This is a genomic window from Streptomyces sp. NPDC022552 (genome assembly GCF_055561875.1).
Map to the genome: position 1 here is coordinate 701,481 of NZ_JBVHGJ010000001.1, position 26,937 is coordinate 728,417.

The 26,937-nt window shown below is 68.8% G+C and carries 18 protein-coding genes and 2 pseudogenes; 15 read left to right on the forward strand and 5 right to left on the reverse strand.

All coding sequences use genetic code 11. The annotated features are described in order from the left end of the window. The first annotated feature begins 271 nt into the window (after positions 1–271). From ACZ3OF_RS03285 to ACZ3OF_RS03345, 13 genes are all read left to right on the forward strand, one after another. Entirely contained in the window at positions 272–985 is a 714-nt protein-coding gene (locus tag ACZ3OF_RS03285; RefSeq protein ID WP_467302398.1) for a GntR family transcriptional regulator, read from the forward strand. Next, positions 982–2,181, forward strand: a complete 1,200-nt coding sequence (locus ACZ3OF_RS03290; RefSeq protein ID WP_467302400.1) for a hypothetical protein — start codon at positions 982–984, stop codon at positions 2,179–2,181. The genes ACZ3OF_RS03285 and ACZ3OF_RS03290 overlap by 4 nt, the downstream gene beginning before the upstream one ends. Further along, positions 2,178–3,119 carry an ABC transporter permease gene (locus tag ACZ3OF_RS03295; protein WP_467302402.1) on the forward strand — a complete coding sequence of 314 codons (942 nt, stop codon included), beginning with the start codon at positions 2,178–2,180 and terminating at the stop codon, positions 3,117–3,119. The genes ACZ3OF_RS03290 and ACZ3OF_RS03295 overlap by 4 nt, the downstream gene beginning before the upstream one ends. 103 nt (positions 3,120–3,222) lie before the next feature. Beyond that, positions 3,223–4,095 carry an ABC transporter permease gene (locus ACZ3OF_RS03300; RefSeq protein ID WP_467302404.1) on the forward strand — a complete coding sequence of 291 codons (873 nt, stop codon included), beginning with the start codon at positions 3,223–3,225 and terminating at the stop codon, positions 4,093–4,095. A 53-nt stretch (positions 4,096–4,148) separates the two neighbouring features. Continuing rightward, a complete protein-coding gene (locus ACZ3OF_RS03305; protein ID WP_467302406.1) occupies positions 4,149–5,717 on the forward strand; it encodes an ABC transporter substrate-binding protein in 1,569 nt (522 codons plus the stop codon). Positions 5,718–5,727: 10 nt separating this feature from the next. After that, the gene (locus tag ACZ3OF_RS03310) at positions 5,728–7,617 is read left to right on the forward strand and encodes a dipeptide ABC transporter ATP-binding protein (RefSeq protein WP_467302408.1); all 1,890 of its coding nucleotides are present in this window, start codon (positions 5,728–5,730) and stop codon (positions 7,615–7,617) included. Continuing rightward, entirely contained in the window at positions 7,605–8,768 is a 1,164-nt protein-coding gene (locus tag ACZ3OF_RS03315) for a mandelate racemase/muconate lactonizing enzyme family protein (protein ID WP_467302410.1), read from the forward strand. Before ACZ3OF_RS03310 ends, ACZ3OF_RS03315 begins: the two co-directional genes overlap by 13 nt. Next, positions 8,765–9,595, forward strand: a complete 831-nt coding sequence (locus ACZ3OF_RS03320) for an SDR family NAD(P)-dependent oxidoreductase (protein ID WP_467302414.1) — start codon at positions 8,765–8,767, stop codon at positions 9,593–9,595. The genes ACZ3OF_RS03315 and ACZ3OF_RS03320 overlap by 4 nt, the downstream gene beginning before the upstream one ends. A 64-nt stretch (positions 9,596–9,659) precedes the next feature. Further along, the gene (locus ACZ3OF_RS03325; RefSeq protein ID WP_376579727.1) at positions 9,660–10,397 is read left to right on the forward strand and encodes a ribonuclease activity regulator RraA; all 738 of its coding nucleotides are present in this window, start codon (positions 9,660–9,662) and stop codon (positions 10,395–10,397) included. 132 nt (positions 10,398–10,529) lie between these two features. After that, positions 10,530–12,524, forward strand: a complete 1,995-nt coding sequence (locus ACZ3OF_RS03330; protein ID WP_467302416.1) for a GH39 family glycosyl hydrolase — start codon at positions 10,530–10,532, stop codon at positions 12,522–12,524. 55 nt (positions 12,525–12,579) lie between these two features. Beyond that, positions 12,580–13,959, forward strand: a complete 1,380-nt coding sequence (locus ACZ3OF_RS03335) for an FAD-binding oxidoreductase (protein WP_467302417.1) — start codon at positions 12,580–12,582, stop codon at positions 13,957–13,959. After that, entirely contained in the window at positions 13,956–15,080 is a 1,125-nt protein-coding gene (locus ACZ3OF_RS03340; protein ID WP_467302418.1) for a (Fe-S)-binding protein, read from the forward strand. The genes ACZ3OF_RS03335 and ACZ3OF_RS03340 overlap by 4 nt, the downstream gene beginning before the upstream one ends. A 64-nt stretch (positions 15,081–15,144) precedes the next feature. Then, complete coding sequence (locus tag ACZ3OF_RS03345; RefSeq protein WP_467302419.1) at positions 15,145–16,584, forward strand: aldehyde dehydrogenase (NADP(+)); 1,440 nt, start codon at positions 15,145–15,147, stop codon at positions 16,582–16,584. 286 nt (positions 16,585–16,870) lie between these two features. On the opposite strand, the pseudogene ACZ3OF_RS03350 reads toward ACZ3OF_RS03345, so the two are convergent. Beyond that, positions 16,871–17,002, reverse strand: a pseudogene (locus ACZ3OF_RS03350) (IS5/IS1182 family transposase); the annotation flags it as partial. 885 nt (positions 17,003–17,887) lie between these two features. On the opposite strand from ACZ3OF_RS03350, the gene ACZ3OF_RS03355 reads away from it, so the two are divergent. Then, a complete protein-coding gene (locus ACZ3OF_RS03355) occupies positions 17,888–19,000 on the forward strand; it encodes a tyrosine-type recombinase/integrase (RefSeq protein WP_467302835.1) in 1,113 nt (370 codons plus the stop codon). 694 nt (positions 19,001–19,694) lie between these two features. Here the strand turns inward: ACZ3OF_RS03355 and ACZ3OF_RS03360 are convergent. Together ACZ3OF_RS03360 and ACZ3OF_RS03365 are read right to left on the reverse strand one after the other, a co-directional pair. Further along, entirely contained in the window at positions 19,695–23,462 is a 3,768-nt protein-coding gene (locus tag ACZ3OF_RS03360) for a hypothetical protein (protein ID WP_467302420.1), read from the reverse strand. A gap of 59 nt (positions 23,463–23,521) precedes the next feature. Next, positions 23,522–24,079 carry a hypothetical protein gene (locus ACZ3OF_RS03365; protein WP_031004315.1) on the reverse strand — a complete coding sequence of 186 codons (558 nt, stop codon included), beginning with the start codon at positions 24,077–24,079 and terminating at the stop codon, positions 23,522–23,524. 61 nt (positions 24,080–24,140) lie between these two features. On the opposite strand from ACZ3OF_RS03365, the gene mtnN reads away from it, so the two are divergent. Further along, positions 24,141–25,013, forward strand: a complete 873-nt coding sequence (gene mtnN, locus ACZ3OF_RS03370; protein WP_467302423.1) for a 5'-methylthioadenosine/S-adenosylhomocysteine nucleosidase — start codon at positions 24,141–24,143, stop codon at positions 25,011–25,013. A 15-nt stretch (positions 25,014–25,028) separates the two neighbouring features. Here the strand turns inward: mtnN and ACZ3OF_RS03375 are convergent. Both ACZ3OF_RS03375 and ACZ3OF_RS03380 read right to left on the reverse strand, forming a co-directional pair. Then, positions 25,029–25,651 (reverse strand): annotated as a pseudogene (locus ACZ3OF_RS03375) (IS5 family transposase); the annotation flags it as partial. Between the two features lie 312 nt (positions 25,652–25,963). Beyond that, a complete protein-coding gene (locus tag ACZ3OF_RS03380; protein WP_467302425.1) occupies positions 25,964–26,926 on the reverse strand; it encodes a hypothetical protein in 963 nt (320 codons plus the stop codon). Positions 26,927–26,937 lie beyond the last annotated feature (11 nt).

A 26,937-nucleotide genomic window follows, 5' to 3' on the forward strand; every position in this document is an offset into this window, starting at 1 on the left:
GGAAGGACAGGGCAAGGGCGTCACGTCATGTCAGAACGCTGCCCCTGGGCGGTGCGCGACCCGTGGCTGCGCTCCGAAGTCCGTTGTGGGGGTGTGGTCTTGCGTGAGCGACAGTTACAGAAGTGGAAAATGAACGCAACCCTGTACCGCCTGTAAACATTCTGACGTCATGTCAGTTCCATGGGGCGGCGTCGAGTTCCGGCAGGGGGCGTTTCGAAGAACATCTGCACGGGGGTTGCGAGTTGGCATGCTGGTATATCAGCATGCCGCCATGCCGCAGATCGACTATCCAGTGAACAGCGCCGAAGCCCTGCCTCCCGGCTCACTACCGCCGCTGCGCCAGGCCGTCTCCCGAACGGACCGGGTGCGGGAGGCACTACGGCAGGCGATCCTCGAAGGTGCGCTTCAGCCCGGAAAGCCCCTGGTCGAGCGGGAACTCGCGGAGGTGTACGGGGTGTCCAAGACCCCGGTGCGCGAGGCCCTGAAGCAGCTCCATTCCACCGGCCTGGTGGAGATCAACGCCTACCAGGGAGTCAGTGTCCGCCGCCCCGACAACCGTCTCGTGCAAGAGCTGTACGCCGCCCGCTGTGCAGCGGAACCCGAGGCCGTACGCCTGGGCGCGGTCCGTCTCGGTGCGACCTCCCACGCGGCCGCCCGCCAGGCACTCCAGGACGCGACCACGCTGATCGGCTCGGGCGAGACGCGCGGTCTGGGCATCGCCAACCGGCGTTTTCACCGCGAGCTCTACAGCGCCTGTGGCAACAGCTTCCTCTGCGGCTTCCTGGACCAGCTCCAGGACCTCACGGCTTTCGTGGCCGGCCTCGGCTGGCGGCTGCGTGCCACCTGGGAGGAAGAGGCCGCCGAACACGCGGCGATCCTGGAGGCGATGGAGCAGGGTGACGGTCCGCTCGTCGAACGGTTGACCCGCGCTCACATCGAGAAGGCCAAACAGACCATCTCCCGCGCGCTCGGCGACGACCGGTGAACGTCGAGCTGTTCGCCCACCCGCTCTCCTTCCGCCGGCACCCGCAGGTCCAGGCGGACCGACTGGCCGCCCATGGCGTCGACGGTGTCCACCTGGCGTTCAGCTATCACGGCGGGCGGTGGCTGCTGACGACCAGCGACCCGTGTGCCGTGGCCGACTTCCGGGCCGGGCAGTGGTTCCGCGACGAAGCCGTCCCCGTCAACGGGAACGACCTCGCCCTGCCGTCTCTCGGTGACGACGCGACCACCGCCACGACCGCCTTGCTACGGGCCGGCCTCGGTGTGACCGCCTGGCTCGTCGGGCTCCACCAGTCCGGACCCGCCATGCGACATCCCGAATCGGCGCTGCGTAATGCCTTCGGCCACCACTACCGGCACGCACTGTGCCCGGCACGGCCCGAGGTCCGCGCCTTTGCCACCGATCTTGTGGCCCGGACCGCCCGCCGGCCCGGTGTCACCGGCCTCGAACTCGAAGCCTTCGGCTACCTGGGCTGGCAGCACGAGAGCGCCCATGACAAACTCGGCGCGGCCCTGCGTCCGGTGGACCGCTGGCTGCTCTCACTGTGCTTCTGCTCCGCCTGCGCGGAACGCTTCACCGAAGCGGGCATCGACGTGCCCGCCTTGGCCGAAACCGTCCGGGCGGCACTGCTCGCCCAACTCGCCGAGCCGTGCGAAGCCGGCGACCTCGAAGTCGACGCACGCACCGCCCTGGGCTCCGACCTGCACGACACCGTTCTCGCCGTGCGCTCGCGAACCACCGTGGCCCTCGTGCGGGACGCCGTCGCCGCAGCCGACGGACTGCCCGTCTCCATACGCACCACCAGTGACCCGTATGCCTGCGACGGCAGGTCCGCCGCCGACACGAGCGCCCTCGCCGCAGCATCGGGCGCCCTCACCGTCACCGACCTGTCGGGGAATCATGACGCGCTGCGCCGCGAGCTCGCCTCAGCAGCCCGGACCGACGCACAGGTGACCGTCGGTTGGAACCTGGCCGTCGGCCGGACCACCGGCGAGCAGCAACTCGCGGATGTCGCCCGGGACGCGTACGCGTCCGGAGCCCGCTCCCTGGCCCTGTACGCCTACGACCTGGCCCCAGCACAGCACCTCGCGTGGCTGAGTGGCCTCTCCCGCCTCACCGGCTGTCCTGACACGGCCGAGCCCGCACCCTCGCCCCCTATACCGGAGCCGGTGAAATGACCGGATACCTCGTTCGCAGACTCTTCCAACTGATTCCGGTCGCCCTCGTCGTCTCCCTGGTGCTCTTCATGCTCCTGCGGCTGATGCCGGGCGACCCCACCCTCGCCATCCTCGGCCAGGAGGCCACCGAGCAGGACCGAGCGGTACTCCGAGGGGACCTCGGCCTCGATGCACCTTTGTGGCAGCAGTTCACCCAGTGGCTCGGCGATCTGGTCCGCGGCGACCTGGGCAGCTCATGGCTCACCGACGAGAAGGTGGGCACGGTCATCTCCGACCGGTTCGCCGCCACGGTCGAGCTCGGAGTCATCGCGTTGGTCTTCGCCGTCCTCGTGGGGATCCCCGCGGGCGTCCTCGCCGCCGTCCGCCGTCGCAGCCGCACGGACACCGTGCTGAACTCCGTCGGTCTGCTCGCCCTGTCCGCCCCTCACTTCTACCTCGCCGCACTGCTCATCCTCGTCTTCGCCCTGTGGCTCAAGGTCCTCCCGCCCTCGGGATACGTTCCCTTCACCGAGGACCCCGTCGAGAACCTGCGACGCATGGTCCTCCCGGCTCTCACGATCGGCTCCACCGTCGCCGCGGTCACCATGCGCCAGACCCGCGCCGCTCTCCTCGCCGCGTTCAACGAGGACTACATCCGCACAGCCGAGGCATCAGGTCTCTCACGCGGCCGGATCGTGGGCGTCTACGCCCTGCGGAACGCCATCGTGCCGGTCGTGACCGTGATCGCTCTCCAGATCGGGGCGCTGATGAGTGCCACCGTCGTCACCGAGACCGTCTTCACCGTCCCCGGCATGGGCACCTTGATCGTCAACGGCATCTTCAGCCGGGATCTCCCCGTAGTCCAGGGCGCCGTGCTGATGGTCGTGGTCCTCGTCCTCCTGGTGAACCTTCTGGCAGACCTGGTCTACGCCTGGCTCGACCCGCGCATCACGTACTGACTCGGCCCTCGCCCACAGAGTCACCCGATCCGCGCCTCCCCGCGCGCCGATCAGCACGTCCCGCACCGCACCGCACGTCCCGCACGCACCTTCTGGAGCGCTGATGGCCCTAGACCTCGCGCCGAAAGTCTCCCGCAGACCGGTTCTGGACCGGCTGCGCCGTGACCGCCGCGCCCACATCGCCGTGCCCCTGCTGTTCCTCCTGCTCGTGGCCGCCGCCGTCGCACCCTTCATGTCGGACTCGGTCAGCGCCACGGACACCGGCCGGCTCCTGACCGGCCCCAGTTCCCGGCACCTGCTCGGCACCGACGAGATCGGGCGGGACGTCCTTGCCCGGATCGTCGCCGGCGCCGTGGTCACCGTAGGGGTGGCCACCATCACCGTGGGCGCCGCCCTGATCGCCGGCACGGTGCTCGGTCTGATCGCCGGATACCGCGGCGGCTGGGTGGACACCCTGGTCATGCGCGTCTCCGACGGACTGCTCGCCTTTCCCCTCCTCGTCCTCGCCCTCACCGTGGTCGCTGCCCTCGGCCCCGGGCTGCGCAACGCCCTGATCGCCATCGCCGTCGTCACCACCCCGCGTTTCGCCCGCGTGGTCCGGGGCGAGGTGCTCTCCCTGCGCACCCGCGAATGGGTGTCCGCCGCACGTATCGTGGGCGTCACACGGACGACGATCATGCGCCGCCACCTGCTGCCCCACCTCGCCGGCACCCTGCTGGTGTTCGCCGCGCTCCAGGTGTCCACCGCGATCATGGCCGAGGCCGCGCTCAGCTTCCTGGGGCTGAGCGTCCAGCCCCCGCAACCGAGTTGGGGCGCGATCGTCGCCAGTGGCACCGACCACCTGAGCGCGAGCTGGTCGCTCAGCGTCTTCCCCGGGCTCGCGATCCTCCTCACCGTCGCCGCGTTCAACCTGCTCGCCGACGCCCTGCGCGACGCGCTGGACGCCCACCGCCCGGACCTCGCACCCGCGCGCTGAGCCGTCTCGCAGCCCTTCACCCCGTTCCCCCCGTACAGAGGAAGTACTTCGTCATGCCCAACTCCACGCCGCCCCGGATATCACGTCGCACCGTCCTGGCCGGTGCCGCAGCCACCGCGGCCCTCGCCACCCTGGCCGGATGCGGCTCCTCGGACTCCTCCGACGGAACCTCCGGGGGAACGCTCACCGCCGGCTTCGACAACGAGCCCGTCACCCTCGACCCGGCGCTGAGCTCCGCCATCTCCTCCGACCGCAACGTCCTCAACCTGTTCTTCGACACCCTGTTGCGTCAGCGCCGCGACGGAACCTTCGAGCCGGCCCTCGCCACCCAATGGACCGACACGGGCACCGAGATCACCTTCGAGCTCCGCCAGGGCGTGAAGTTCCACGACGGAACCCCCTTCGACGCCGATGCGGTCGTCCTCAACCTGAAGCGGATATCCGATCCCGCGACCCGCTCCACCAAGAAGGCCGCGCTGGCCTCCATCCGCGAAGTGAAGGCAACCGGCCCGCGGACCGTCACGGTCACCCTCAAGGCGGCCGATCCGCTGCTGCTCACCCAGCTCGCCCACGAACCCGGAATGATCGCCTCGCCCACCGCGCTCGCTAAGGGGGCCGAGGAGTTCGGCCGCAGGCCGGTCGGAACCGGCCCCTTCACCCTCCGCCAGTGGAGGACCAAGGTCCAGCTGACCGCCGAGCGCAACAAGACGTACTGGGCCAGGACCGAGGAAGGCGACGCGCTTCCGCTCCTCGACAAGGTGGTCCTGCGCTTCGTCACCGAGGCCAAGGTCCTGCGCGCCGAACTGTCCACCGGCGGAGTGCACCTGGTGCGCGCCCTGCCCCCGGAGGAGTACAAGCAGCTGGCCGACGCACCACGGATCACCATCAAGGACGAGGGTGTTCGCCGCAACTACTACGCCTCGCTCAACGTCACCAAGGGACCCTTCCGCGACCCGCAGGTACGCGCGGCCTTCGCGATGGCCGTCGAGCGCAGGTCCGTCGGCAAGGCCGCCGCCGGCGGCGACTTCGACATCGCCCCCTCCTTCGCCACCGCCGGCGACTGGTTCTACGACGACGCCCTCGCCCCCCTGCCGTACGACCCCGAGAGGGCCCGCGCCACCCTGGACAAGGCGGGACTGCGCGGAAAGGTACCCATCACCCTCCTCGCCCGCCGTCGCGCCCCCGACCCCACCGTCGCGGAGCTGCTCCAGAGCCAGCTCACCGCGGTGGGATTCGCCCCCAAGGTGGAGATCCTCGAATTCCAGACCCAGCTGGAGCGCATGCGGAAGCAGGACTTCGACGCGGCGATCCTCGTCGTCGACATCCCCCGTCTGGACCCCTCCCTCACCTTCGACCCGTACTTCGCCAGTGACGGCCCGAGCAACTGGTCGGGCCTGAAGGACTCCGCCCTCGACGCCCTGCTCGACAAGGGGCTGAGCACGGACGACCGCGCCGTGCGCAAGCAGGCGTACGTCGACGTGCAGCGCCGCATCCTGGAGAACAACTACTGGGTCTTCCTGCACCAGGCCAAGTCGCCGCTGATCCAGAGCAGCAACCTCAAGGGCGTCGCTCTCGACGTCGACGGTCAGTGGCGCCTCGAGCGTGCCCGGCTCGGCTCCTGAAGGGCCTGCGATGACCCTCCTCGACATCAGCCGGCTCGCCGTCACCTTCCACACCGCTTCCGACGAGCCGCCCGTGCGCGCTGTGGACGAGGTCAGCCTGCACCTCGCCTCCGGTGAGACCCTCGCCATCGTGGGCGAGTCCGGTTCCGGCAAGACCGTCACCGCCCTGAGCCTGCTCGGCCTCAACCCGCCCCCGCCCCTGTGCGAGACCACCGGGTCGATCCTGCTGGACGGCACCGACCTGCGTGGCCTGGACCGGCGCTCCTGGCGGGAGGTACGCGGCAACCGGGTCGCCATGGTCTTCCAGGACCCCGGCACCGCCCTCAACCCGCTGCTGACCATCGGCACACAGATCATGGACGCCGTCCGCGCGCACGAACGCATGAACCGCGAGCAGGCGCGGAAACGGGCGGTCGAGGCGTTGACCCAGGCCCGCATGCCCGAGCCCGAGAAGCGCCTGACCCAGTACGTCCACGAACTGTCCGGAGGCATGCGCCAGCGCGCCGCCATCGCCCTGGCGATCGCCGCCCGCCCACGACTCCTCATCGCCGACGAACCCACCACCGCCCTCGACGCCGCCGTCCAGGCCGAGATCATGACCATGCTCCGCTCGCTGTGCGACGACCTCGGCATGGGCCTGATCCTCATCACCCACGACCTCGGCGTGGTCGCCGAACAGGCTGACCGGGTCGCGGTCATGTACGCCGGGCGGATCGTCGAGAGCGGACCCACCGCCCAGGTCCTGGCCGATCCCCGCATGCCCTACACCCAGGCACTCCTGGCAGCGACCCCGCGTCTGGACGCACCCGCCCGCACCCGCCTCGCCTCCATCGAGGGCCGGCCACCCCGGCTCAGCGAACGCCCTCCGGGCTGCTCCTTCGCACCACGCTGCCCGGTTCGCACGGAGAGCTGCGAGAGTGCCGTGCCCCCGCTGCTCACCGTCGGCGAAGACCACGCGGCGGCATGCCTGTTCGCCGACGCACCACGCGAACGGCCCCTGGCACTGCCCGTGACGACCGACGACCTGCCCCAGGACGCCGAACAGGAGGGCGGCACGCATCTCGTCGAGTTCGACGCCACCGACCTGCGCTATCCGGTCCGCACCGGAGCGCTGCGCCGTATCACCGGGCACGTCGACGCCGTCCAGCAGGTGAGCCTGAAGGTCGAGCCGGGACGGACGCTCGCTCTCGTGGGGGAGTCCGGATCGGGCAAGACCAGCCTGACCAAGATGCTGCTCAGGCTGGAGACCCCCTCCGGGGGAACCGTCCGCTACGACGGCATCGACGTCCGACGGCCGTCCGCCTCGGAGCTGCGGCGGCTCCAGCGGGAGATCCAGGTCGTCTTCCAGAACCCGTACGCCAGCCTCGATCCCCGTATGACGGTCCGCGAGATCCTCGCCGAGCCGATGCGGGTCCACGGGATGGACACCGCGGAACCCGAGCTTGTACGCCTCCTCCAGGACGTCGGCCTCGACGCGTACGCGCTGGACCGCTTCCCCTCCGCCTTCTCCGGCGGACAGCGCCAGCGCATCGCGATCGCCCGGGCCCTGTCCCTGCAGCCGCGACTGATCGTCTGCGACGAGGCCGTCAGCGCCCTGGACGTCTCCGTCCAGGCCCAGATCCTCAACCTGCTCGCCGACCTCCAGGCCGCCCACGGCATGGCCTACCTCTTCATCACCCACGACCTCGCCGTCGTCAGATCGGTCGCCCACCGCATCGCCGTCATGCGGCAGGGCCGGATCGTCGAGGAAGGCCCGGCCGACCGGATCTACGAGACCCCCTCCCACCCGTACACCCGCGAACTGCTCTCGATGGCCCCGGGGCGCACCTCGCCCCGCCTCGCCGGCGCGGAGAGCACTCCCGGCACCGACAAGGAACGGAGCATCACATGGCCAAAGTGACCCAAGTCCGCCTGACCTCGATCAACACGCCGCGGCACAACAGCATCACCTGCGGACACATCCTCGTCGAACTCCTCACCGACGACGACGCGCTGACGGGCCTCGGTGAGATGTCCGACCTCCAGCACCTCCCGCGCTACCACCTCGACGTACCGGAACTGGAAGCCACCCTCAACGAGATCCTCGTGGGCCTCGACGCACTCCAGATCACCGAGATGGAACGGCGCCTGGAAGCGAACTTCCCCCAGGCCGGATACATCTACGACAAGAGCCGCGCCATCAAGTGCGGGGTCGACATCGCCTTCTGGGACCTGGCCGCGAAACAGCTCGGTCTCCGGGTGTGCGACCTGCTCGGCGGCGCGGTCCGCGAGTCCGTGCCCATCGCGTATCCGATCTTCCGCCAGCAGCACGAGGAGGACGTCGAACGCAATCTCGCCATGGTGGGACAGCGCCTGGAAGAGGGCTTCACCTTCTTCCGGGTGTACGTCGGACGCCGCCTCGACCTGGACGAGCGATTCCTGCGCACCGCCCGCGAACGGTTCGGCGACCGCATCACCATCAAATCCCTGGACTTTTCCAACCTCCTCGACGCCAAGGCGGCCTGCGCCTTCGCCGAGCGGGTGGCCGACGTCGGCTACGACCTCATCGAGTCGCCCGCCCCGCACCATGACATCCGCGGTCTGGTCCGGGCCCGCGACCGGCTCGCCGTCCCGATCAGCGAGCACGTCTACAGCTTCCGGTGGGCACTGGACCTCGTCGCCGCGGACGCGGTGGACGTGTTCAACGTCAGCGTCATCGCCATCGGCGGGATCACACCGGCCCGCCGGATCTTCGCGATAGCCGACGCCGCCGGCAAGGCGTGCCTGGTCGGCACCACGCAGGAGCTGTCCATCGGCACGGCGGCCGCCGCGCACATCGCGATGGCCATGTCGGCCGTCACCGTCCCGAGCGACCCGGTCGGACCGCTCCTCTACACACGGGACGTCGTCACCGACCCCGTCCGTTACACCGGCGGGCTGCTGTCCGTGCCGCACGGCCCCGGCCTCGGCATGACGCTCGACCCGCAGCGGCTGTCGGCTTCCGCCGGACCGCTGACCTGGGCGGCCACCAGCGCCGCCGCTGTCGTCGACCGGCAGGTGGCCGCCACGTGAGCGACGCACCGCAGCCGACGAGTGACGTCCGTGCCGAAGGCCGCTTCACCGGCCGGGTCGCGCTGGTCACCGGAGGCGCACGCAACATCGGTCTGGCCATCGCATGGAGGCTTGCCCAGGAAGGTGCGGCGGTGGCCCTCAACGGCCCCGACCCGACCGAGACCGAAGCCGCGGCCGCAGCCATGCGCGACAGGGGCGTGTCCGCGGTGGCCTGCCCCGGCGACGTATCCGACGCCCGTCAGGTCGACGCCTGCCTCAGCCGTACGGTCGATGTCCTCGGCGGACTCGACCTGCTGGTCAACAACGCGGCCGCACCCATGCTGGGGCGTGGTCCGCTGCTCGACATCGACGTCGCCGACTGGGACCGCAGTTTCGCCGTCAACGCGCGCGGGGTGTTCCTGTGCACGGTGGCAGCCGCCCGGGTGATGTCGGCCGGCTCCTCGATCGTGAACATCTCCTCGGTCGGGGCCACCCGTGCCCACCGGGCCGCCGTCGCCTATGACGCCAGCAAGGGCGCCGTCGACGCGGCGACCCGTGCGATGGCCCTGGAGCTCGCGCCCCGAGGGATCCGCGTCAACGCGGTCGCCCCCGGTCCGGTCATCAACGACCGCTTCGCCCTCCTCGATCCGGCCCAGCGGCAGACCCGCGCGCAGCCGGTCCCACTCGGCCGGGTCGGCGACGGATCCGATGTCGCCGGGGCCGTCGCGTTCCTCGCCTCGGCGGACGCGTCCTTCATCACCGGACAGGTGCTGAACGTCGACGGGGGACTGAGCGCGCAGCTCAGGCCGCCGGGGGCCGACCCCGCTCTCGACCGTCCCGTCCCCTGACCTGGCGCATCACCGTCCCGCTCCGTACCCGCCAGCTGTTCTGCTGCACCGAAGGAAGCTCGACATGACCCAGACCCCCCGGCAGCCCCTCGACCCCGATGATCTGGCCGCCCTGGGCGAGGCCAGCACCGCCACCATCACCACCCAACTCTTCAAGCACGGCCTGCGCAACACCTTCCTGGCGGGCCTGACCTGTGTCACGCCCGACGCCAGGCGCATGGTCGGCGAAGCCTTCACCCTGCGCTACATCCCGGCCCGCGAGGACATCGACACCCTTGAGGTCTACGACGACTACGACCACCCGCAGCGCCTGGCGGTCGAGCAGGCCGGCCCCGGCCAGGTTCTCGTCGTGGACTGCCGCGGCCAAGGACGCGCCGCCGCCGCGGGCAACATCCTGCTGACCCGCATGGCGGTCAACGGCGCCGCCGGCGTGGTCACCGACGGCACCCTGCGCGACATCGAGGAGATCAGCCGCCTGCCCCTGCCCGTCTTCGCCACCGGGGCGGCCGCCATGACCAACCTGGCCCAGCACCACGCGGTCGACCTGCAAGTGCCCATCGGGTGCGCCGGTGTCGCCGTCTACCCCGGGGACGTGATGGTCGGCGACGCCGACGGTGTGGTCTGCGTACCCCGCCACCTCGTTCCGGTCATCGCCAGGGCGGCCCGGGAACAGGAACTGCAGGAGGCGTTCATCGTCGCCCGCGTGGCAGGCGGCGCCCCCCTGCGCGGCACCTACCCCCCGGACGAGGCGACCCGCCGCGCCTACGACGAGTCGCGCGGCGCGCTGCCGGCGACCGACTGAACCCCGTCCGCCCGGCGCCCTCCGACCGCGCCGGCGGCCCAGTCTCCGGAGCGCCGGCAACCGGCGCTCCGGCAGCACGACCCACATCCCGTTCACCGATCGATTCGCCCTCCCCCGCAGAAGGCAGGAATCATGGTCAACCCCGCTCCATCCGGCTCTGTACGTTCCCGTAACGGGAGCACCGTTCCGCTCCTCCTCTCCGCCGCTCTGGTCGGCGCCCTGATCTCCGTCGCCTCGGCAGGCCCGGCCGCCGCGGCGAACCTCTCCAGCACCTTCGACACCGTCGCCCCCGGCTCTCCCGCTCCCGGCTGGACGACCAGCGGTGACGTCACAGTCCAGGACGTGACCGGCACCGTCGACCGAAGTCTTCGCCTGCGAGACGCCTCCACGACCGCCAACACCACCGCCACCGCCACCTTCGGAACCACGACGTCGACCGTCGTCGCCGGATTCCGGCTGCGAGCCGCCCAGTCCACCGCCACGGTCGGCGTACACCTCGACGGCTCGGGCGGCCACAGCGTCACGGTGGCCATGAGCCCCACCGGCCGTCTCTACACCTACGACGGCGCCACCCAGGTCGATCTCGGCGCCTATGTCCCCAACCGCTGGTACGACATCCGTCTCGTCGCCCGGCCCGGCACCGCCAGTGCCGACCTCCACATCGACGGCGAGCGCCGTGCCGCCGGGCTGGACTTCCGCACCTCCACCACCGATCTGGCCAGCCTGCAGGCCGGGGTCTCCGTAGCCGACACCGGCACCGCCTACCTCGACGACGTCCGCACCACCGCCGAGGCAGCCCAGACGGCCTGGCCGCACCTCGGCACGATCGCCCCCCGCACGGCCGCACAGGTGGGCACCTCCCAGCTGCTCGTCGGGGCCGAGACCCTCGACCGCGACTACACGAACTACCAGGCGTACGCCCCCTACCTCGGGCGGCTGGGCGCGACCGGGGTCCGCCTGCAGGGCGGCTGGGCCAAGACCGAGAGGACGAAGAGGGTCTACGACTGGACATGGCTCGATCGCATCGTCGACGACGCCACGGCCCGCGGCGTCAGGCCCTGGCTCCAGCTGTCCTACGGCAACGGCATCTACACGGGCGGCGGAGGCGCCGGTCTCGGCGGCCAGATCCCGACGTCCACCGAGGCCCTGGCCGCCTGGGACGCCTGGGTGACCGCCATGGTCAAGCGATACGAGAACCGGGTCACCGAGTGGGAGATCTGGAACGAGCCCAACCTCGCCGGCATCCCGGCAGCCACGTACGCCGACTTCTTCGCCCGTACCGCGGCCCGGGTCCGCGCCGAACAGCCCGACTCCGTCATCTACGGTCCGGGCGAGGCCGGCATCGACGTCCCGTACACCAACGACTTCCTCGTCCGGCTCTCCGGACAGGGCAAGAGCCACCTGCTCGACGGCATCAGCTACCACCCCTACAACCCCAACCCCGACGACGTCTGGACCTACCAGCAGGTCGACAGGATCCGGGCCCTGATCAACCAGTACGCACCCGGAGCCGTACTCAGGCAGGGCGAGAACGGAGCCCCCAGCGCGCCCAACAGCTTTGGCGCGCTCGGCGACCTCGACTGGACCGAACTGAGCCAGACCAAGTGGTTCCTGCGCCGCCTCACGCACGACCTCGGCCAGGGCATCAGCACCAGCGCCTTCAGCATCTCCGACCTCCACTACCCCTCGAAGATCAACAGCAAGGGCCTGCTCCAGACGAACAGCGACAAGTCGATCCGCTACGCCAAGCCGTCCTACTACGCGGTCCAGACCCTCGCCGCCGTCATCGACAGCACGGTGACGGCGCTGCCGGCCTACGCGTTCACCACCGACTCCGCCACCACCCTGACCGTCCAGGGCTTCGCGAAGCGCGACACCGGACGCCAGATCGTCGGCGTCTGGAACGGCACCACCACCCCGGGCGACAGCACCACCCGCATCCCGGTCCGCCTGACCCTCCCCAACGGCGACTTCACCGACCCCGTCTACGTCGACGTACGGACCGGTGCCGTCTTCGACATCCCCGCCGCCGACTGGACGGTATCGGGGAGCACCCACACCTTCCGCAACGTGCCGGTGTACGACTCGCCCGTCCTCATCGCCGACCGCTCCGCGATCAGGCTCTAGAACCGCCGGGTCCCGCCTCCTCCCCCGGGCGGGACCCGGCCCCGAGGAGACCCCCATGCACGCCACCGCACGAGCGGCCCTGCGGTCGGTCGTCGGACCCGGTCACTTCCGGGAGACGGACGGCGAACTCGTCCCCTACAGCAGGGACGCGACCCCGCTGTTCCACGCCCGACCCGACGCCGTCGTCTTCCCGGCCGACACCGCCGAGGTCGCTGCCGTCCTCGACATCGCCACCCGCTACGCCGTCCCTGTGATCCCACGCGGCGCCGGCTCCAACCTGTGCGCCGCCACCGTCGCCTCCCAAGGAGGCGTCGTCCTGGTCCTGACCCGTCTGAACCAGATCCTCGAGATCGCCCCGGCAGAACTCCTGGCCCGGGTCCAGCCCGGCGTCACCAGCGCGGCCCTGGCCGAAGCAGCCTCCCGCGACGGCCTCTTGTGGGCCCCCGACCCCGGCAGCCGCACGGTGGCCACCATCGGCGGCACGATCGCCACCGACGCCGGCGGCCTGCGCGGCCTCAAGTACGGCGTCACCCGCGACTACGTCCTCGGTCTGGAGGCGGTCCTGCCCACGGGAGAGGTGATCCGCACCGGAGGCCGCCTCCACAAGGACGTCGCCGGATACGACCTCACCCGGCTCCTCACCGGCTCCGAAGGCACCCTCGCCGTCATCACCGAAGCCACCCTCGCCCTGCGGCCCGCCCCTGCGACTGCCGGTACGGGAGTCGCCTACTTCCCCGACCTGGCAGCCGCGGGCCGGGCCGTCACCGCGATCATCGCCGCCGGGATCCTCCCCGCCACCCTCGAATTCCTCGACCGTACCTGCGTCCAGGCAGTGGAGGACTTCACCCGTCTCGGGCTGCGCACCGACGCGGGGGCACTGCTTCTCTTCGGCGACGACGGCGAAAGCGACACGGTCGCCCGCGCCCTGGAGCGCATGAGTGACGTCTGCACGGCCCACGAAGCCCTCGACGTCACGACCGCAGCCGAAGTGGCGCAGGCCGAGGCCCTCCTCGCCGCTCGGCGATGCGCACTTCCCGCCCTCTCCCGGCTGGGTGAGCTGACCATCCTGGAGGACGCCACCGTGCCCCGGCCCCGCATCGCGGAGATGGTCGACCGCATCGACGCCATCGGAGCCCGACACGGCGTCACGATCGCCACCTTCGGCCACGCCGGCGACGGCAACCTCCACCCCACCTGCGTGGTGAAGTCCCAGGACGACACGGATGCCATTGCCCGCGCGGAGAGCGCCTTCGCCGACATCTTCGCCGCCGCGATCGACCTGGGCGGCACCATCACCGGCGAACACGGCGTCGGCGCGGCCAAACTCCCCTACCTGACCACGCAGCTGGGCGCCGACCAGATCGACCTCCTGCGCCGGCTGAAGACGGCCTTCGACCCGGCCGGCATCCTCAACCCCGGAAAGCTGGGTTCATGACCGACCGCACAGGCGCCGCCCCCCTGCCGAAGCCCGTCTTCGACCCCGACCTCCTCTCCCGCTGTATCTCCTGCGGCTTCTGCCTCCCCGCCTGTCCCACCTACGCCGAGACCGGTGACGAGGCCTCCTCTCCCCGAGGCCGGATCAACCTCATGCGCGCCCTGCAGACCGGCGATCTCGAACCCGACGACCCCACGCTGAAGGAACAGTCCTCGCAGTGCCTGGGCTGCCGCGCCTGCGAACCGGTCTGCCCGGCCGGCGTCGAGTACGGGCAGCTGCTGGAGCAGTGGCGCGACCACCAGTGGCGCGGACGCCGGATGCCCGTTCTCGCCCGTGCCCTCATGCTGGCCGCCGGCCGGCGGGTCTTCTTCCGCCTACTGGGACGACTGCGGGGAACCCCGCCCACGACCGTCGCCGAGACCCCGGCCGCCGGCTCCGGCGGGGCCTCCCTCATGCTCGGGTGCTTCGAGCGCGTCCTCTTCCCGCGCGTCGGCCGCGCGGCTCTCGCCCTCGTCCCCGGACTGACCGCCCCCGCCGGCCAGGGCTGCTGCGGCGCGCTGCACGCCCACAACGGCGACACCGCCACCGGTGAACGCCTCGCGCACCGGATGGGCGAGGACCTTCCCGGCACCATCGTCACCAGCTCCGGCGGCTGCGCCGCCCACCTCGCCTCGGTCCTCGGCAGGGACCGCGTCCGCGAACTCTCCGAGCACCTGGCCAACGGCTCCGCGTACTGCCCCCTCGGCGAACTCCGGGTCGACGGCCGCCGGGCCCGTGTCGCGCTCCAGGACTCCTGCCACCTGCGCAACGGCCTCGGAGTGTGGACCGCCCCGCGTGATCTGCTCGCCGGAATCGCCGACTACGTCGAACTCACCTCGGCCATCACCTGCTGCGGTGCCGCCGGGACCTACTCCCTGCTGCGGCCCCGTGAATCGCGCCGCATCCTCACCGCCAAGATCGACGAGATCGAGGCCGCCGGCGTCGACTTCGTCGCCGCGGTCAATCCGGGGTGTCTGCGCCAGCTCTGCACCGGCCTGCGCCGCAGACGCTCACGGGTCAAGGCCGTGCACCTGGCCGAACTCCTGCTCATGGCAGGAGAGAAGAGCCCTCCGAGCGCCTAGGGGCGCCCAGCAATCCGCCCGGGAAACCGACTTCAGCCCCCCCGCAACACAACTGAGAGAAGACATGCCCTCCCGCTCCCCGCTCGACCCCCTGGCCATCAAAGCCGCCCGCGCCGCCGCTCCCACTCTCGCCGCACTCACCCCGTCCGAGGTCGGCTCACTCCTCCGAGACCTCGCCGACGTGCTCCGCGAGCACACCGACGAACTGGTCGCCCTCGCGGAGGAGGAGACCCGCCTCGGCGACGTCAGACTGCGGAGCGAGGTAGTGCGTACCCGCGCACAGCTGGAGATGTTCGCCGAGATCACCGAAGACGGCGCGCACCTCGACGTCATGATCGACCAGGCGGACGACACCGCCGTCCCCGCCCCGCGCCCGGACGTACGGCGCATGCTCGTCCCGCTCGGCCCGGTCGCCGTCTTCACCGCTTCCAACTTCCCCTTCGCCTTCTCCGTCCTCGGCGGTGACACGGCCAGCGCGCTCGCCGCCGGCTGCCCGGTCGTGGTCAAGGCCCACGAGGGCCACCCCCGTCTCACCGACCGCACCGCCGCCCTCGCGGCCGAAGTCCTGCCACCGGGAGCGCTTGCCGTCGTCCACGGCCGCGAGGCGGGTCGCGCCCTGGTCACCGACCCCGTCGTTCAGGCCGTCGGCTTCACCGGCTCCACCACAGGCGGCCGCGCGCTGTTCGACCTCGCCTCCGGCCGCCCCGACCCGATCCCGTTCTACGGAGAACTGGGCTCCCTGAACCCCGTGGTGGTCACCCCCCGCGCCCTCGCCGCACGCGGGCCCGCCCTGGTGAGCGAGTACATCGCATCCGTCACCCGCAGCCAGGGCCAGCTGTGCACCAAGCCGGGCCTGCTCTTCCTGCCCGAACACCACGGCCTGGACGGACTTCTCCGCCTGGCCGTCACGCGGACCTTTCCCGCGCCGATGCTGGGGGCCTGGATCACCGAGGCCTACCGTACGACCCTTGACGAGCTGGCCATGCACCCCGCCGTCCGACGGATCGCGGCCGCACCGGCCGGAACCCACCACACAGGGCGACCCACCGAGGGTTCCTCGGCGACGCTCCTCACCGTCACGGCCCACGACCTGCGCGCCCACCCTGAACTCCTCCGGGAATGCTTCGGCCCGGCATCGACCGTCGTCACCTATGCCTCCACCGAGGAACTGCTCACCACCCTCGGGGAGCTCCCGGGCAGCCTCACGGCCACGCTGCACGGCCAGGAGGACACAGACGGGCAACTGGCCCGCACCATCTGGTCCGTCCTGCGCGCAGGACGCCTGATCTGGAACGACTGGCCGACAGGAGTGGCGGTCACCCGCGCCATGCACCACGGCGGCCCCTGGCCGGCCACGACCAATCCGCTGCACACCAGCGTGGGCGGCACCGCCATCGCCCGGTGGCTGCGCCCGGTCGCCTACCAGAACATGCCCGAGGCCCTCTTGCCGTCACCTCTGCGGACCTCCAACCCGTGGCGGATACCGCAGCGGACAGGGGCCTGACGAACTCGTGCACGGTAAGCGGTGAGACGTCGAGCCTCGGATGGTCGATCATGGTCGGGCGGAGAGCGTGGCTCATGCAATGTCGTCAGCAATCACCGGATCACGGGCTGTCTGCCGACGTAATCGCTGAACTCAGCTCCGAATGCGGTTCGTTATGGCATGAGTGTCCCCAACCAGAGCTTCGCATCGGCGCCCACGGCCCGCTCCCTCACGCGAGTGGCAAGCCTCGCCTGGGCGGCTCCTCCCACAACGGTCCTATTTCTTGGATGGGTTCAAAGAGCCTCTTTCATCCTGAATAGTCGCAGGTCAGTAGCATGTGGACGACCTGGACGATGGTGCCGATGCGGCGGGTGGAACATCTGGCTCGCCGAAGTAGCCGCCAGGACTTCAACTGCGCGAAGGCGCGTTCTCCTGGAGCCTCAGCCGGGCATGTTTGCGATTGAACCGGACAGTAAGTAGGCGGCACTTCGGTTCCGCACTCACAGCGGCAGCGCCACTGGTCGGTGGTCTTGCCGGGAGGGGTTTCCAGGGGCTCGAACCCGGCCTGGCGCACCTCTGCAGCGGCGTTTGCCACAGCATCGCGGTGGTGTGCTTGGCCTCGCGGTGTGCGTGCCGCCGGCCTGGGTTGGTTCGTACCGCACCTCCGGATCCCGGGGTGCCGGGTGCGAAGCCGTCATTCGCGAGTTCCACGCTGCCGGGGATCTCGGGCGGGCGGCTGGCGGCGATCCGGCTTCCGGGGCGGCCCGGCGTCGACCGGCCGACGGCCAAAGGGACCGTTCTCCACGAAGCGGGGTGGCGTCGGTGCCCGACAGGTCGGTGACGCGTGCACGCACGTCGTCAGTGTGTGCGGAAAGGTTCCCGCAGGGTTGATGGCTCATCAGGTAAGTCAGCATTCGGTCAGCGTGAGTCGCCGGGCGTTCCCAAGGGATTGACTGAACAAGCGTCGATGACGGCGGGAGAGCCCAGGTGGGGACCCGAATCGCCGGACCGGAGCGATGTTCCTCACAAACATCGGACGGGGACGTCGGTGTAAGGTCGAGCCCGCCCTTGACCTGCACAAAGCAGGCAGGGAGCCGTCTCAGAGGAGTCCACAGTGCTGCGCACTCTGTTCAAGTCCAAGATCTGACTATTTGGCGTCGCCGCAGGTCAGGGGCATCATGTGCCCCCCTCAGGTCAGCAAACGGTCAGCATGCGTCCCGGACGTGTCCGCGCTTGCTGACCTGCGACCGACAGTGCGGCGCCTGAGCAGGTTCTTGGGCTGGAACGGATGGTGCGACACATGGCCCGACAGCTCGCCCGCGGCATGGGGTCCTTCTTCAAGGACTGCGGCTGCGCGAAGCCCACCCGCTGCCCCCACCCGTACTCGATCCGCTTCCGTGATGCGCTCGGCAAGCAGCGCGAGGAGTCCGGATACGGCACGCAGGACGACGCGATCGAACGCCTCACGCAGTTGTACGCGGAGAAGAAGACCACGGCGCCGTCGGTGGCGGCGGCCCGCCGCGAGCTGGGGCAGCAGACGGTGGAGGAGTACGCGAAGCAGTGGCGGCCTCGGCAGCGCAGGATGACGGATTACTCCACGGGCTGGCATGTCGACAGCTCGATCAACGTGCACATCGTTCCTCGCCTGGGGGCAAGGAAGCTGAATTCGGTCACGCCGATGGTGGTCGAGCGTTTCCTGGACGAGATGGAGAGCGACGGGGTCGGCCGGGGGAACCAGGTGAACATTCTCCGGGTTCTCAAGACCATCCTGCGCGACGCCTATGCCAAGGGGGCCATGGCCGACGATCCGGTGAAGGGTGTCCAGGAACCGGAATACGTACGAGAGCAGGTCACCATCCCATCCCTCACCTACGTGAAGAAGGCACTGACCGTAGCCGATGAGGACCTCGCGCTGCAGATCGCCATGATGACGGGATGCGGCCTGCGAAACGGCGAGGCGCGGGCGGTGAACGTCAACAACGTCGTGGCGCAGGACGTGTACCGGGTGCGCGAGCAGATTCACTCCAACACGTTGAAGCCGGCGAAGCTGAAGCACCGCAAGGCGGGGGAGTTCCGGGAAGTGCCCCTGCCTCGGTCGGTCCGGGAAGCGATCGAACGGTACGAGGCCAAGCACGGCACCACGAAGGACGGCTATCTGCTGCGGGGCCCGGGCGGCTACTTCACCGAGGGCATGGAGCGGCGCCGGGTGAGGAAACGCTTCGCGGACCTCCCGCCGGAGGAGGGGGTGGGGATGTACGGCTTCCGGCACTACTTCGCATCGAACGCACTCGGGAACGGTATCCCCATCACCGACGTCGCGGAGTGGATGGGCCACAAGTCCATCGAAGAGACGTACCGCACCTACCGGCACCTGATGCCGGGCAGCATCACCAAAGCCGCCCGGATCCTGGACGCAGGCCTCTGGGAAGCCGCCTGATTTTCCCGTTTTCAGGGAACAGCAGGTTCTTCGAGTGCTGGTGGTACAGCACCTACACCTAGGCTGACCAGGTAAAATGGTTGTTCGCGGAACCCTGTGACCGAGTCTGATCCGGAAATGCTCCGGATCTTGGTGTGAAGGTGCCGGATCGGGTCATGCTTCGGCGGTGGTGGAAGAGAATGAGCGTGATCGGGACCGGACGGGTGAGGTGGCAGGCTGGCGCGGGCCAGGACCGGTGCAGCCCCGCGCGGGCGGGGCTGCACCGGTCCTGGCGGACTGGCGCTTGATGGCGGCCGCAGGAGAGTTCAGCCTCCCGTGTTCAGATCGACTGGTTCACCTCGTCGGCCCGGCCGACGAGGTGAACCAGCGCACCGACCTCGTCCTAGCACGGCGAGGTCTCCTCGGTACCCGGGTCCGTTAGGGAAGTCTCGCTTGGCTCGCCGGGCAGGCGGCGCTATTTGGCGAGCAGGACCATGCTGTCAGTAGGCTTTCGCTGCTATACCATCCCTCAGGGCCGACTCTGCCCCTAAGCTGGTCCGGCGTGGCAGCCGAGCGGATGGAACAATGTTTCACCCGCCTCAAGCGGTAGCGTGGCGCGGACACCGCTACGTCGTAACCGTCAGTCCTACGACGTAGCCTTCATTCTCGTCTCACCTTTGATGCGGTGTGAGAAATGACGGCATAGCCCTGGCCCTCACCAGGCACGGCCGTCCGGAGGTAGATCATCCGTATCCCGCTGCATAAGGCGCAGGGCGGAGGCTGCGAGGTCGCGATAGAACTGCTCCTCGACGCTACCCCCAGCAGAGCTGTCGGCCAGCTCCGTGGCCTTAGTGTGCTGCTCGACATCCTCGGGATAGGGCTGTCCAGGCGTTCCGGAACGCATTCCGGTGATGGCGGCTGCGTGCAAGGCGCCTCTCACTCTCTCCAGGCTGGCGTCTCCGTGTCGGTCCGCAGCCCGCAGACAGCGGCGTACGAAGTCAATGTCCCAGACAATCGTCCTGTCAGCCTTAGACAGTATGTCCGCAGCGATCGTGACCTTCACCAGGTCACCGTCGTGGAAGTACTCCTCGATTACCTCGGTGACCTGGGCGTCGTAAGGCCCGGCGACAAGCTCAAAGAGGTCAGCTCCCAGGCAGCGTCGGTAAGTTGAGTCCGGATCGGCTGCGATCCAGTCGCGGACCTGTCGCAGTAGGGCCGGGAAGTCGTCGTGCCCGCGAAACGGCGGTGTGTCATTCCACTGAAAGGGCAGGGGGGAGTAGCCCCGGCCCTGGCATGGCGAGGAATCGATTCTGGCTTCGAGTAGTTCGATGACGGTGAGAGGCTCAGTGCTGACGAGCTCTGCAAGGAAGCGACCGACTTCGTGGCTGTCGATGGACGATGCCGTGGCGAGCGCTGTGAGAAAGGCCTTCTGCTGGTCCTGAGAGAGATCGGACCAGGACAGCGCGCTGAACGGAGGGCCCGAGATGGCCATAGCGAACGCGTCGAGGTCCGCTGTCTCGACTACGGGTGAAGCGGTGAGCAGTTCGATGGCCAGGTCCTTGTGCTGCGTAGCGATGAGGTGCACGGCGCCAACGGTCGCCCTGCGCACAACTGTGTCTTCGTGGGCGGCGAGTGCCCGGAGCAGCTCACCCTCGCCACCCAACAGTTCGTCGCGACCACGCTGGACACCAAACGCCAGTGCCACCGACCGTGTTAGTCCCGTGTTCTTTGAGCCCATGAGTGTGCGGCCCCAGTGGACCGCGCGGTCGCCGGCGGCGCGCCCCATCGCAGCCAGAGCAACTTCCACAAGCGATGCCGGCACACGATCGGGCGCAGCCATGGCCTGCTCACAGATAGCTTCACCGACGGCCGGACGATTGATGACGAGTATCCAGATGAACCGTCGGGACTTGCCCGTGTCCGGACCGAATACCACTTCGTTCTCGCTCAGCAAGACATTGACACGAGTGGCGATCTGATCGTCTGTCCAGTCGGACAGTGTGGCCATCACATCTTGGAACAGCGAGTCTTGCGCCGCGTGCCAGTCTGATCGGTTTGGATGGACAGTTGGGTCGGCCGGTCCGCCATGCAACGCCCGCGCGAGCTCGTTGTCCGGTGAAGTAGGGATCGAGCTCAGGAGGTCCTGGGCATGCTGGCGCAGATCGTCGGGCCCATATCTCGCGAGCCAATGGACCTCTGTGCGCACGGTGACCAGAATTGATGGTGGCAGGGTGCGCTGGAGGATGAACTGATGTAGACGTTCGATGGTGCTGCCGAGGTGTGGGAACCACGGCTGACGCATCGCGTCGGTGACCGACAGGTTGAAGGTGCCATGTGGCAGGCGGAAGGCCTCGCCGATCAGGGAGCTGGCTGCCGAGGCGCGTACGAGCTGCGGGTGCCCCAATTCTTCGAACGCCAGGTCCAGCACGAGGCCGCGCAGGTTCAGGACCCCGCTGGTTGGGGCCAGTACGTAGGGACGGAAGGTCAGAGACCAGGTAGCTGGTGTCCACAATTCGTCATAACCCTCGGTCTCCAGCAGAGGGCTCAGCACGCTCAACGGCTGATGAATAGTGGCGGTATCGGGTGAGCGGGCGAGCCACCGTTCGACCTGGCTGACGAGGGCATGTTGGTACTTGGTGGGGCCCCAGCGGGTATAGCCGGCCAGTTTCTCCAGAATGCGCAAAGGATGCGAGGGGTACTGGTTGAGGGGACGCTGGTCGTCGCATCCTAGGCGCCAAAGAAGCGTGGCTGCTTGTGGCAGGGACTCCAGCGAGCGCGCGGCGGCTTGGAGGACGTCGGCGAGGGCGTGATGTACGGCTGTGTTGGTCCAGGTGTGCATCATCCCGAAGCCGACGTCCCCGGTGACGGAGTCGCTAGGATTCTCCACCGCCCAATTAGCCAGGTCGATAGTCCGCTGGGGCTGATAGAAGGCAACCTCCTTCACCATCTCCAGCAAGCTCACTCGACCGCGTGCGTCTGCAGAATGGAACGCCGCAGTGATGCCCTGCCACAGCGGTTCGATCAGCACGCCGGCGCCGGCGCCCTGTCCTTGTTGCCAGTCCACGCGACCGGTGTTCACCACTAGGTTGGCCAAGGCGCTGCCCTCAGCGGCTTCCATGGCTTTGGCGAGGTAGCCTGTGGGCAGCCCTGTGCTGCGATGGAGGGCTGCCTTGACTAGCAAGGCGTCCCCCAACAGGTCGGGGACCAGACGTATGGTGGTGCCATGCCGGAGGATCACCCCCGCCTCTTCTAATGCCTCCAAGTGCGGAGCTGAGACGTCGTACGGCAACCCGGTCAGCGCCTCCAGCGAACCTTGGACTTCTGGTTCTGCGAGGCGGACCGGCTGGAACGCGGCGAGAGCGGACAGCAGCTCTCGTGGCACCTGTCCGGCTGACGGAGCGGTCGTCAGCGCTTCGGCGAGCCGGTCGGTAAGTTCTCGGTGGAGTTGTTCGTCGCCTTCGAACCTTCGGGGATCCAGCTCTCCATTGTTGATCAGCGCCGCGCCCGTGACGATCAACAGTGGACAATCCCGTGCCGATGTAGCAAGTCGGGGCGCGTGGAGTCGTACCTCTTCTTTCAGGATCTCGCCAGCTAGGGAGACGGCGTCTTCGAACTCCAGGTCACCGATCTCAACCTGAGTGGTGTCGCTCATGTGGGTCCCTGCACAGGACAGAGCCCGCCGGGCGTGGGCTAGGCCGTAAGGGCGGAGACACAGCAGCACATTGGCCGATGGGTTGGCGCTCCGAACGCCGGAGACGATCTTCTCCAAGGGGAGGGTGTCGTTGTGCGCGTCGTCGATGACGACCAGCAGACTGCCTTCGTTCGGCAGCTCCCCGAACATCCCGGAGCTGATGTCGGAGTCGGCACCGAGCACCCGTACTTCGACGGCGGGCTCAGCTTCGCTCAGCGTCTGGCACAGAGCCGTCACGATCTTGGTCTTCCCGACCCCGCCCCGGCCAACGAGAAGCGCGATGGCTCCGTGCGCACTCCTGGCAAACGGCACGAGGCGGTCCATCGTCTCCGTGCGTCCGACGAGCCGCCAGCGGTGGCTGTACACCGAGCCTTTGTTCGCCTCGCGGAGGTAGTCGTCGGGTTTCATCCACGGGCTTGGCCCCGCGTTCCCATTCTGCTGGAGCACGACCTGGGTGCCGACCACATCGCCTAGAAAGACAGAACCGCGGAAGTCGATGTGATCCCCTTGATACCAGGCCCCCACACTGCCCGGAGTATGCCGCTGCATGGCCTCCGCCACGGTTCGCGCGATGCCGAGGTCGGTGGAAAGCAGGTCCACCACACGTCCGACCCAGGCCCGGGTTTCCTCCCGCCGTGCGGGGTGTGCTGCTGCCTCAACCAGCGCACTTGGGTTGGCGTTCCGATCCTGTGTCAGCGCCCGTGCCAGTTCGTCGACCAGTTGACGTCCGGCTTCCCCGGCGGCCCCTTCGGACAGAGCCGCCAGCAATGCCGGCGGCAACGTCTTGTTCATCTACCGCTTCTCTCTCCCGCGCAACCGTCCACTTGGAGTGGTAGGTCAACGGTAGAGGTTCACATCGCGCGGCGTGATGCCTTGGCGTACAACACGATCTGAATGCCGAGGCCTATCACCGCCACTGCCTCAAGCGCTGATAGGGCGATGAGCAGAACGCCGCTCGGCTGGTCGGTCCAGAACACGAGCAGCCCTGCCAGCGGCAGCACACAGAACGCTGTCAGGTCCACCAGGCACTGGAACGCCTTCCGGGAACGACGGCGCGCATCGCCTCGATGGGCTTCCTCCCATCCGAAGGCGGCAAATTCACCGTTGGACCCCGATAGTTGCGTCAGACGAGGGCCCAGCTCCTTGCGTACGTAGCGTCCGATCGCCGAGATCTTTTCGTCGTTGACCAGGTACGTCCATCCCAGAACGATGCAGACAGGCGGCAGTGCAAGCAGCATGGACGTCTGCTTGGCCTGTGCCACCGCCGCAATGATCGCGGCGGACACGGCGAGCGTCACGTAGAGCAGGTTGTCGCGAAACCCGATACGCGTCTTCTGTTCGTCCTTGACGCTCTGGTACTCAACTAGCAGCAGCTGCCCAACACTGATGCCCCCTGCCGGTTCCGACACAGCCCCACCCCTCCTGCCCAACGCCACGTGTCTGGCACTGATGCGGCAATATCATAGGTCCATGCTTGATACCCAGCCCACAACCGTGATTCTCACCGCGCTTCCTGTGGAGTACGAGGCCGTTCGAGAACATTTGAGGGACGCCAAGGAGCTCGTACACGGCGACGGGACCCGGGTCGAGCAGGGCCGATTCGAGGGAGCGCCCTGGAGCGTGGCGATCGCTGAGCTGGGCGTGGGAGCCCTCAACGCCGCCGCGCTCACCACACAGGTTGTCGGCTGGCTTCGCCCGCAGGTGCTCCTGTTCATCGGGGTCGCGGGCGGCCTCAAAGATGACGTTGCGATCGGTGACGTTGTGGTCGGGACGAAGGTGTACGCCGTTCACGGTGGCAAGCAGACCCCACAAGGATTCCTCGCCCGGCCCGAAGCGTGGAATGGTTCGCACCGGTTGCTGCAAACGGCCCGTGCGGCGCTGCGGGATCTGGAGGGCGTCCGCTGCCATTTCAAGCCGATCGCATGTGGTGATGTTGTCCTAGCTGACGACAAGTCCGAGTTCGCCGAGTACATCCGAGTGAACTACAACGATGCTTACGCCATCGAGATGGAAGGGTCCGGCGCCGCCCACGCTGCCCATCTCAACGGCCAGGACTCCCTCGTCATCCGGGGGATCAGTGACCGAGCCAACCCTGACAAGCACGAGGCGGACGCTTCGGGATCCCAGCAGCGGGCCGCTGACCAGGCGGCCGCGGTGGCGATGGCCATCCTGCGCCGACAGCAGCCCCGCGGAAGCAGTTCCAACCCTGAGGGGGGACCATCTAGAGGCCGTGCTACCGAAGCCACCTACGGTGGTGACCATATTGACTTCCGAGGCAGCACATTCCTCGGGCCTGTCACGGGTAAGGCGACGGGGCAGCGCTCCGGCGAGGAGCAGGGCTAGGGCGTTTCTCTCGGATCATCTTGCCGACCAGATGAAGATGGCGGCGATGTGGGGTCCGGCGATGTAGATGGTGGCGGTCTTGTCGTAGCGGGTGGGGAGGCCGCGCCACTGCTTGAGCTTGTTGATGCACCGCTCGACGGTGTCGCGCTGTTTGTAGGCGTCGCGGTCGAAGGCCGGTGGGCGGCCGCCCCGGCTGCCGCGGCGTTTGCAGTTCGCGGCCTGGTCGGAGGGCTGTGGGATCACCGCCAGAATCCCGGCCCGACGCAGAGGGGTTCGGATTGCGCGGGACGAGTAGGCCTTGTCGGCCAGGACCACATCCGGGGTGGTCCTGGGTCGGCGGATCGGCCGCGGCACCCGCAAGCGGGCCATGACCTCGGGAAACGCGGGCGCGTCACCGGCCTGTCCTGGGGTTCGGACGAACGCCAGTGGCCGGCATAGGCTGTCCGCGGCGAGGTGGACCCTGGTGGTCAGTCCACCGAGGGATCGGCCGAGGGCATGGTCGTCCGGCTCGCCGGTAGGGGCCCCTTTTGAAGGGCCCCGGCGGCGTGCTGATGAGCCCGGACGATCGTGGAGTCGACCGAGACGATCCAGTTGAGGTCGCCTTCGGCGTCGGCCTGGGCGAGCAAGGCGGTGAACACGTGTCCTCTTGCAGTGCGGCAGGTTTCTCCAGACACCGGTGACTCGTATGCCTGGCGGGGAGCGGGCGCCCTCAGGGGGACGCTGCGGTACGTGCCGATCAGTCGGTGTGGTCTTTGGAACATGTCCCGCACCTGGTTCGGCCTCGCCTGATGCCGGTCAAGGTCACCGTGACTTTGGTCCCGCACGCACAGCGGCAGCGCCACCGGTCGGTGGTTTTGCCAGGGTAGGTCTCCAGGGGATCGAACCCGGCCTGGCGGACCTCGGCAGCAGCCTTTGCCGGATCAGTTCGGCCGCCGGTCCGAGGGCACTTCTTACATCCCGTCGTTCCTGACCGGACGAAGGACAGACGCGTCATGACCTCGTTCCCGCAGGAGCAGCGGCAGTGCCATGGGTCCGTGGTCCGGCCGGGATAGGGTTCCAGCGGTTCGAAACCAGCCGCGTGCATCTCGGTCTCGGCTTGCTCGGCGTTCGATGACTTGGAGGAGCAGAAGCGGCAGCGGGTTCCTCCGTTGCGGACGTTGGAGTAGGTGGGGGTGCTCTCGCGACCGCAGGCGGTGCAGCGGCAGCGCCAAGGAGTCTGACTGGTGGAGTAGGGCTCCAGCGGTTCGAACCCTGCCGCCCGCATCACCCCCCTCCGCCTTGGGGGCGGTCGCCGCCGTGGCGCGCTTGGCCTGCGCCGCTCTGGTGCGGCAGATGCGGCAGCCCTGGCCTCCGTTGCGTACGGCGTTGAAGGTGGGCCGGCCCTCGTGCCCGCACGTGGTGCACCGTGAGGGCCAGGTCGCGTTCGTACGGCCCGGGTAGGGCACGAGCGGCTCGTACCCGCGGGCGCGCATCTCCTCGGCAGCAGCTTCCGCGTCGAACAGGAAGGCGGCCCGAGGCCGGGCGCCGGCCCGGGGAGCGTAGTCGTCCGGTGCGCGGCGGGTCTCCTCCTCGACCATGGCCCACACCTCATCCGCGGTGACGCGGTCGGTGGAGCAGGTCTCGCTCCAACCGTTCGGCATGACGTCCTTGGTGAGGAACGGACACAACTTGGCGCCGCGCAGACGGTCCAGCACGCCCTGCTCGACGTCGTAGGCGGCGCCGGTCGTGAAGTCACTGGCTCGGTACAGCTCCCACCCCTGGCGCTCATGCTGCAGGAGCCGGGAGGTGTAGCCGGTGCAGGCGCCGATGCCTACCTTGACCGCGTTCCACTCCCGGTGGGTGATGACGTAGAGCAGCGGGCTGCTGCCCGCCGTACCGATCCGGCCGAGGCCACGGCGCTGATGCGGGCGCACGGCTTCGAGCC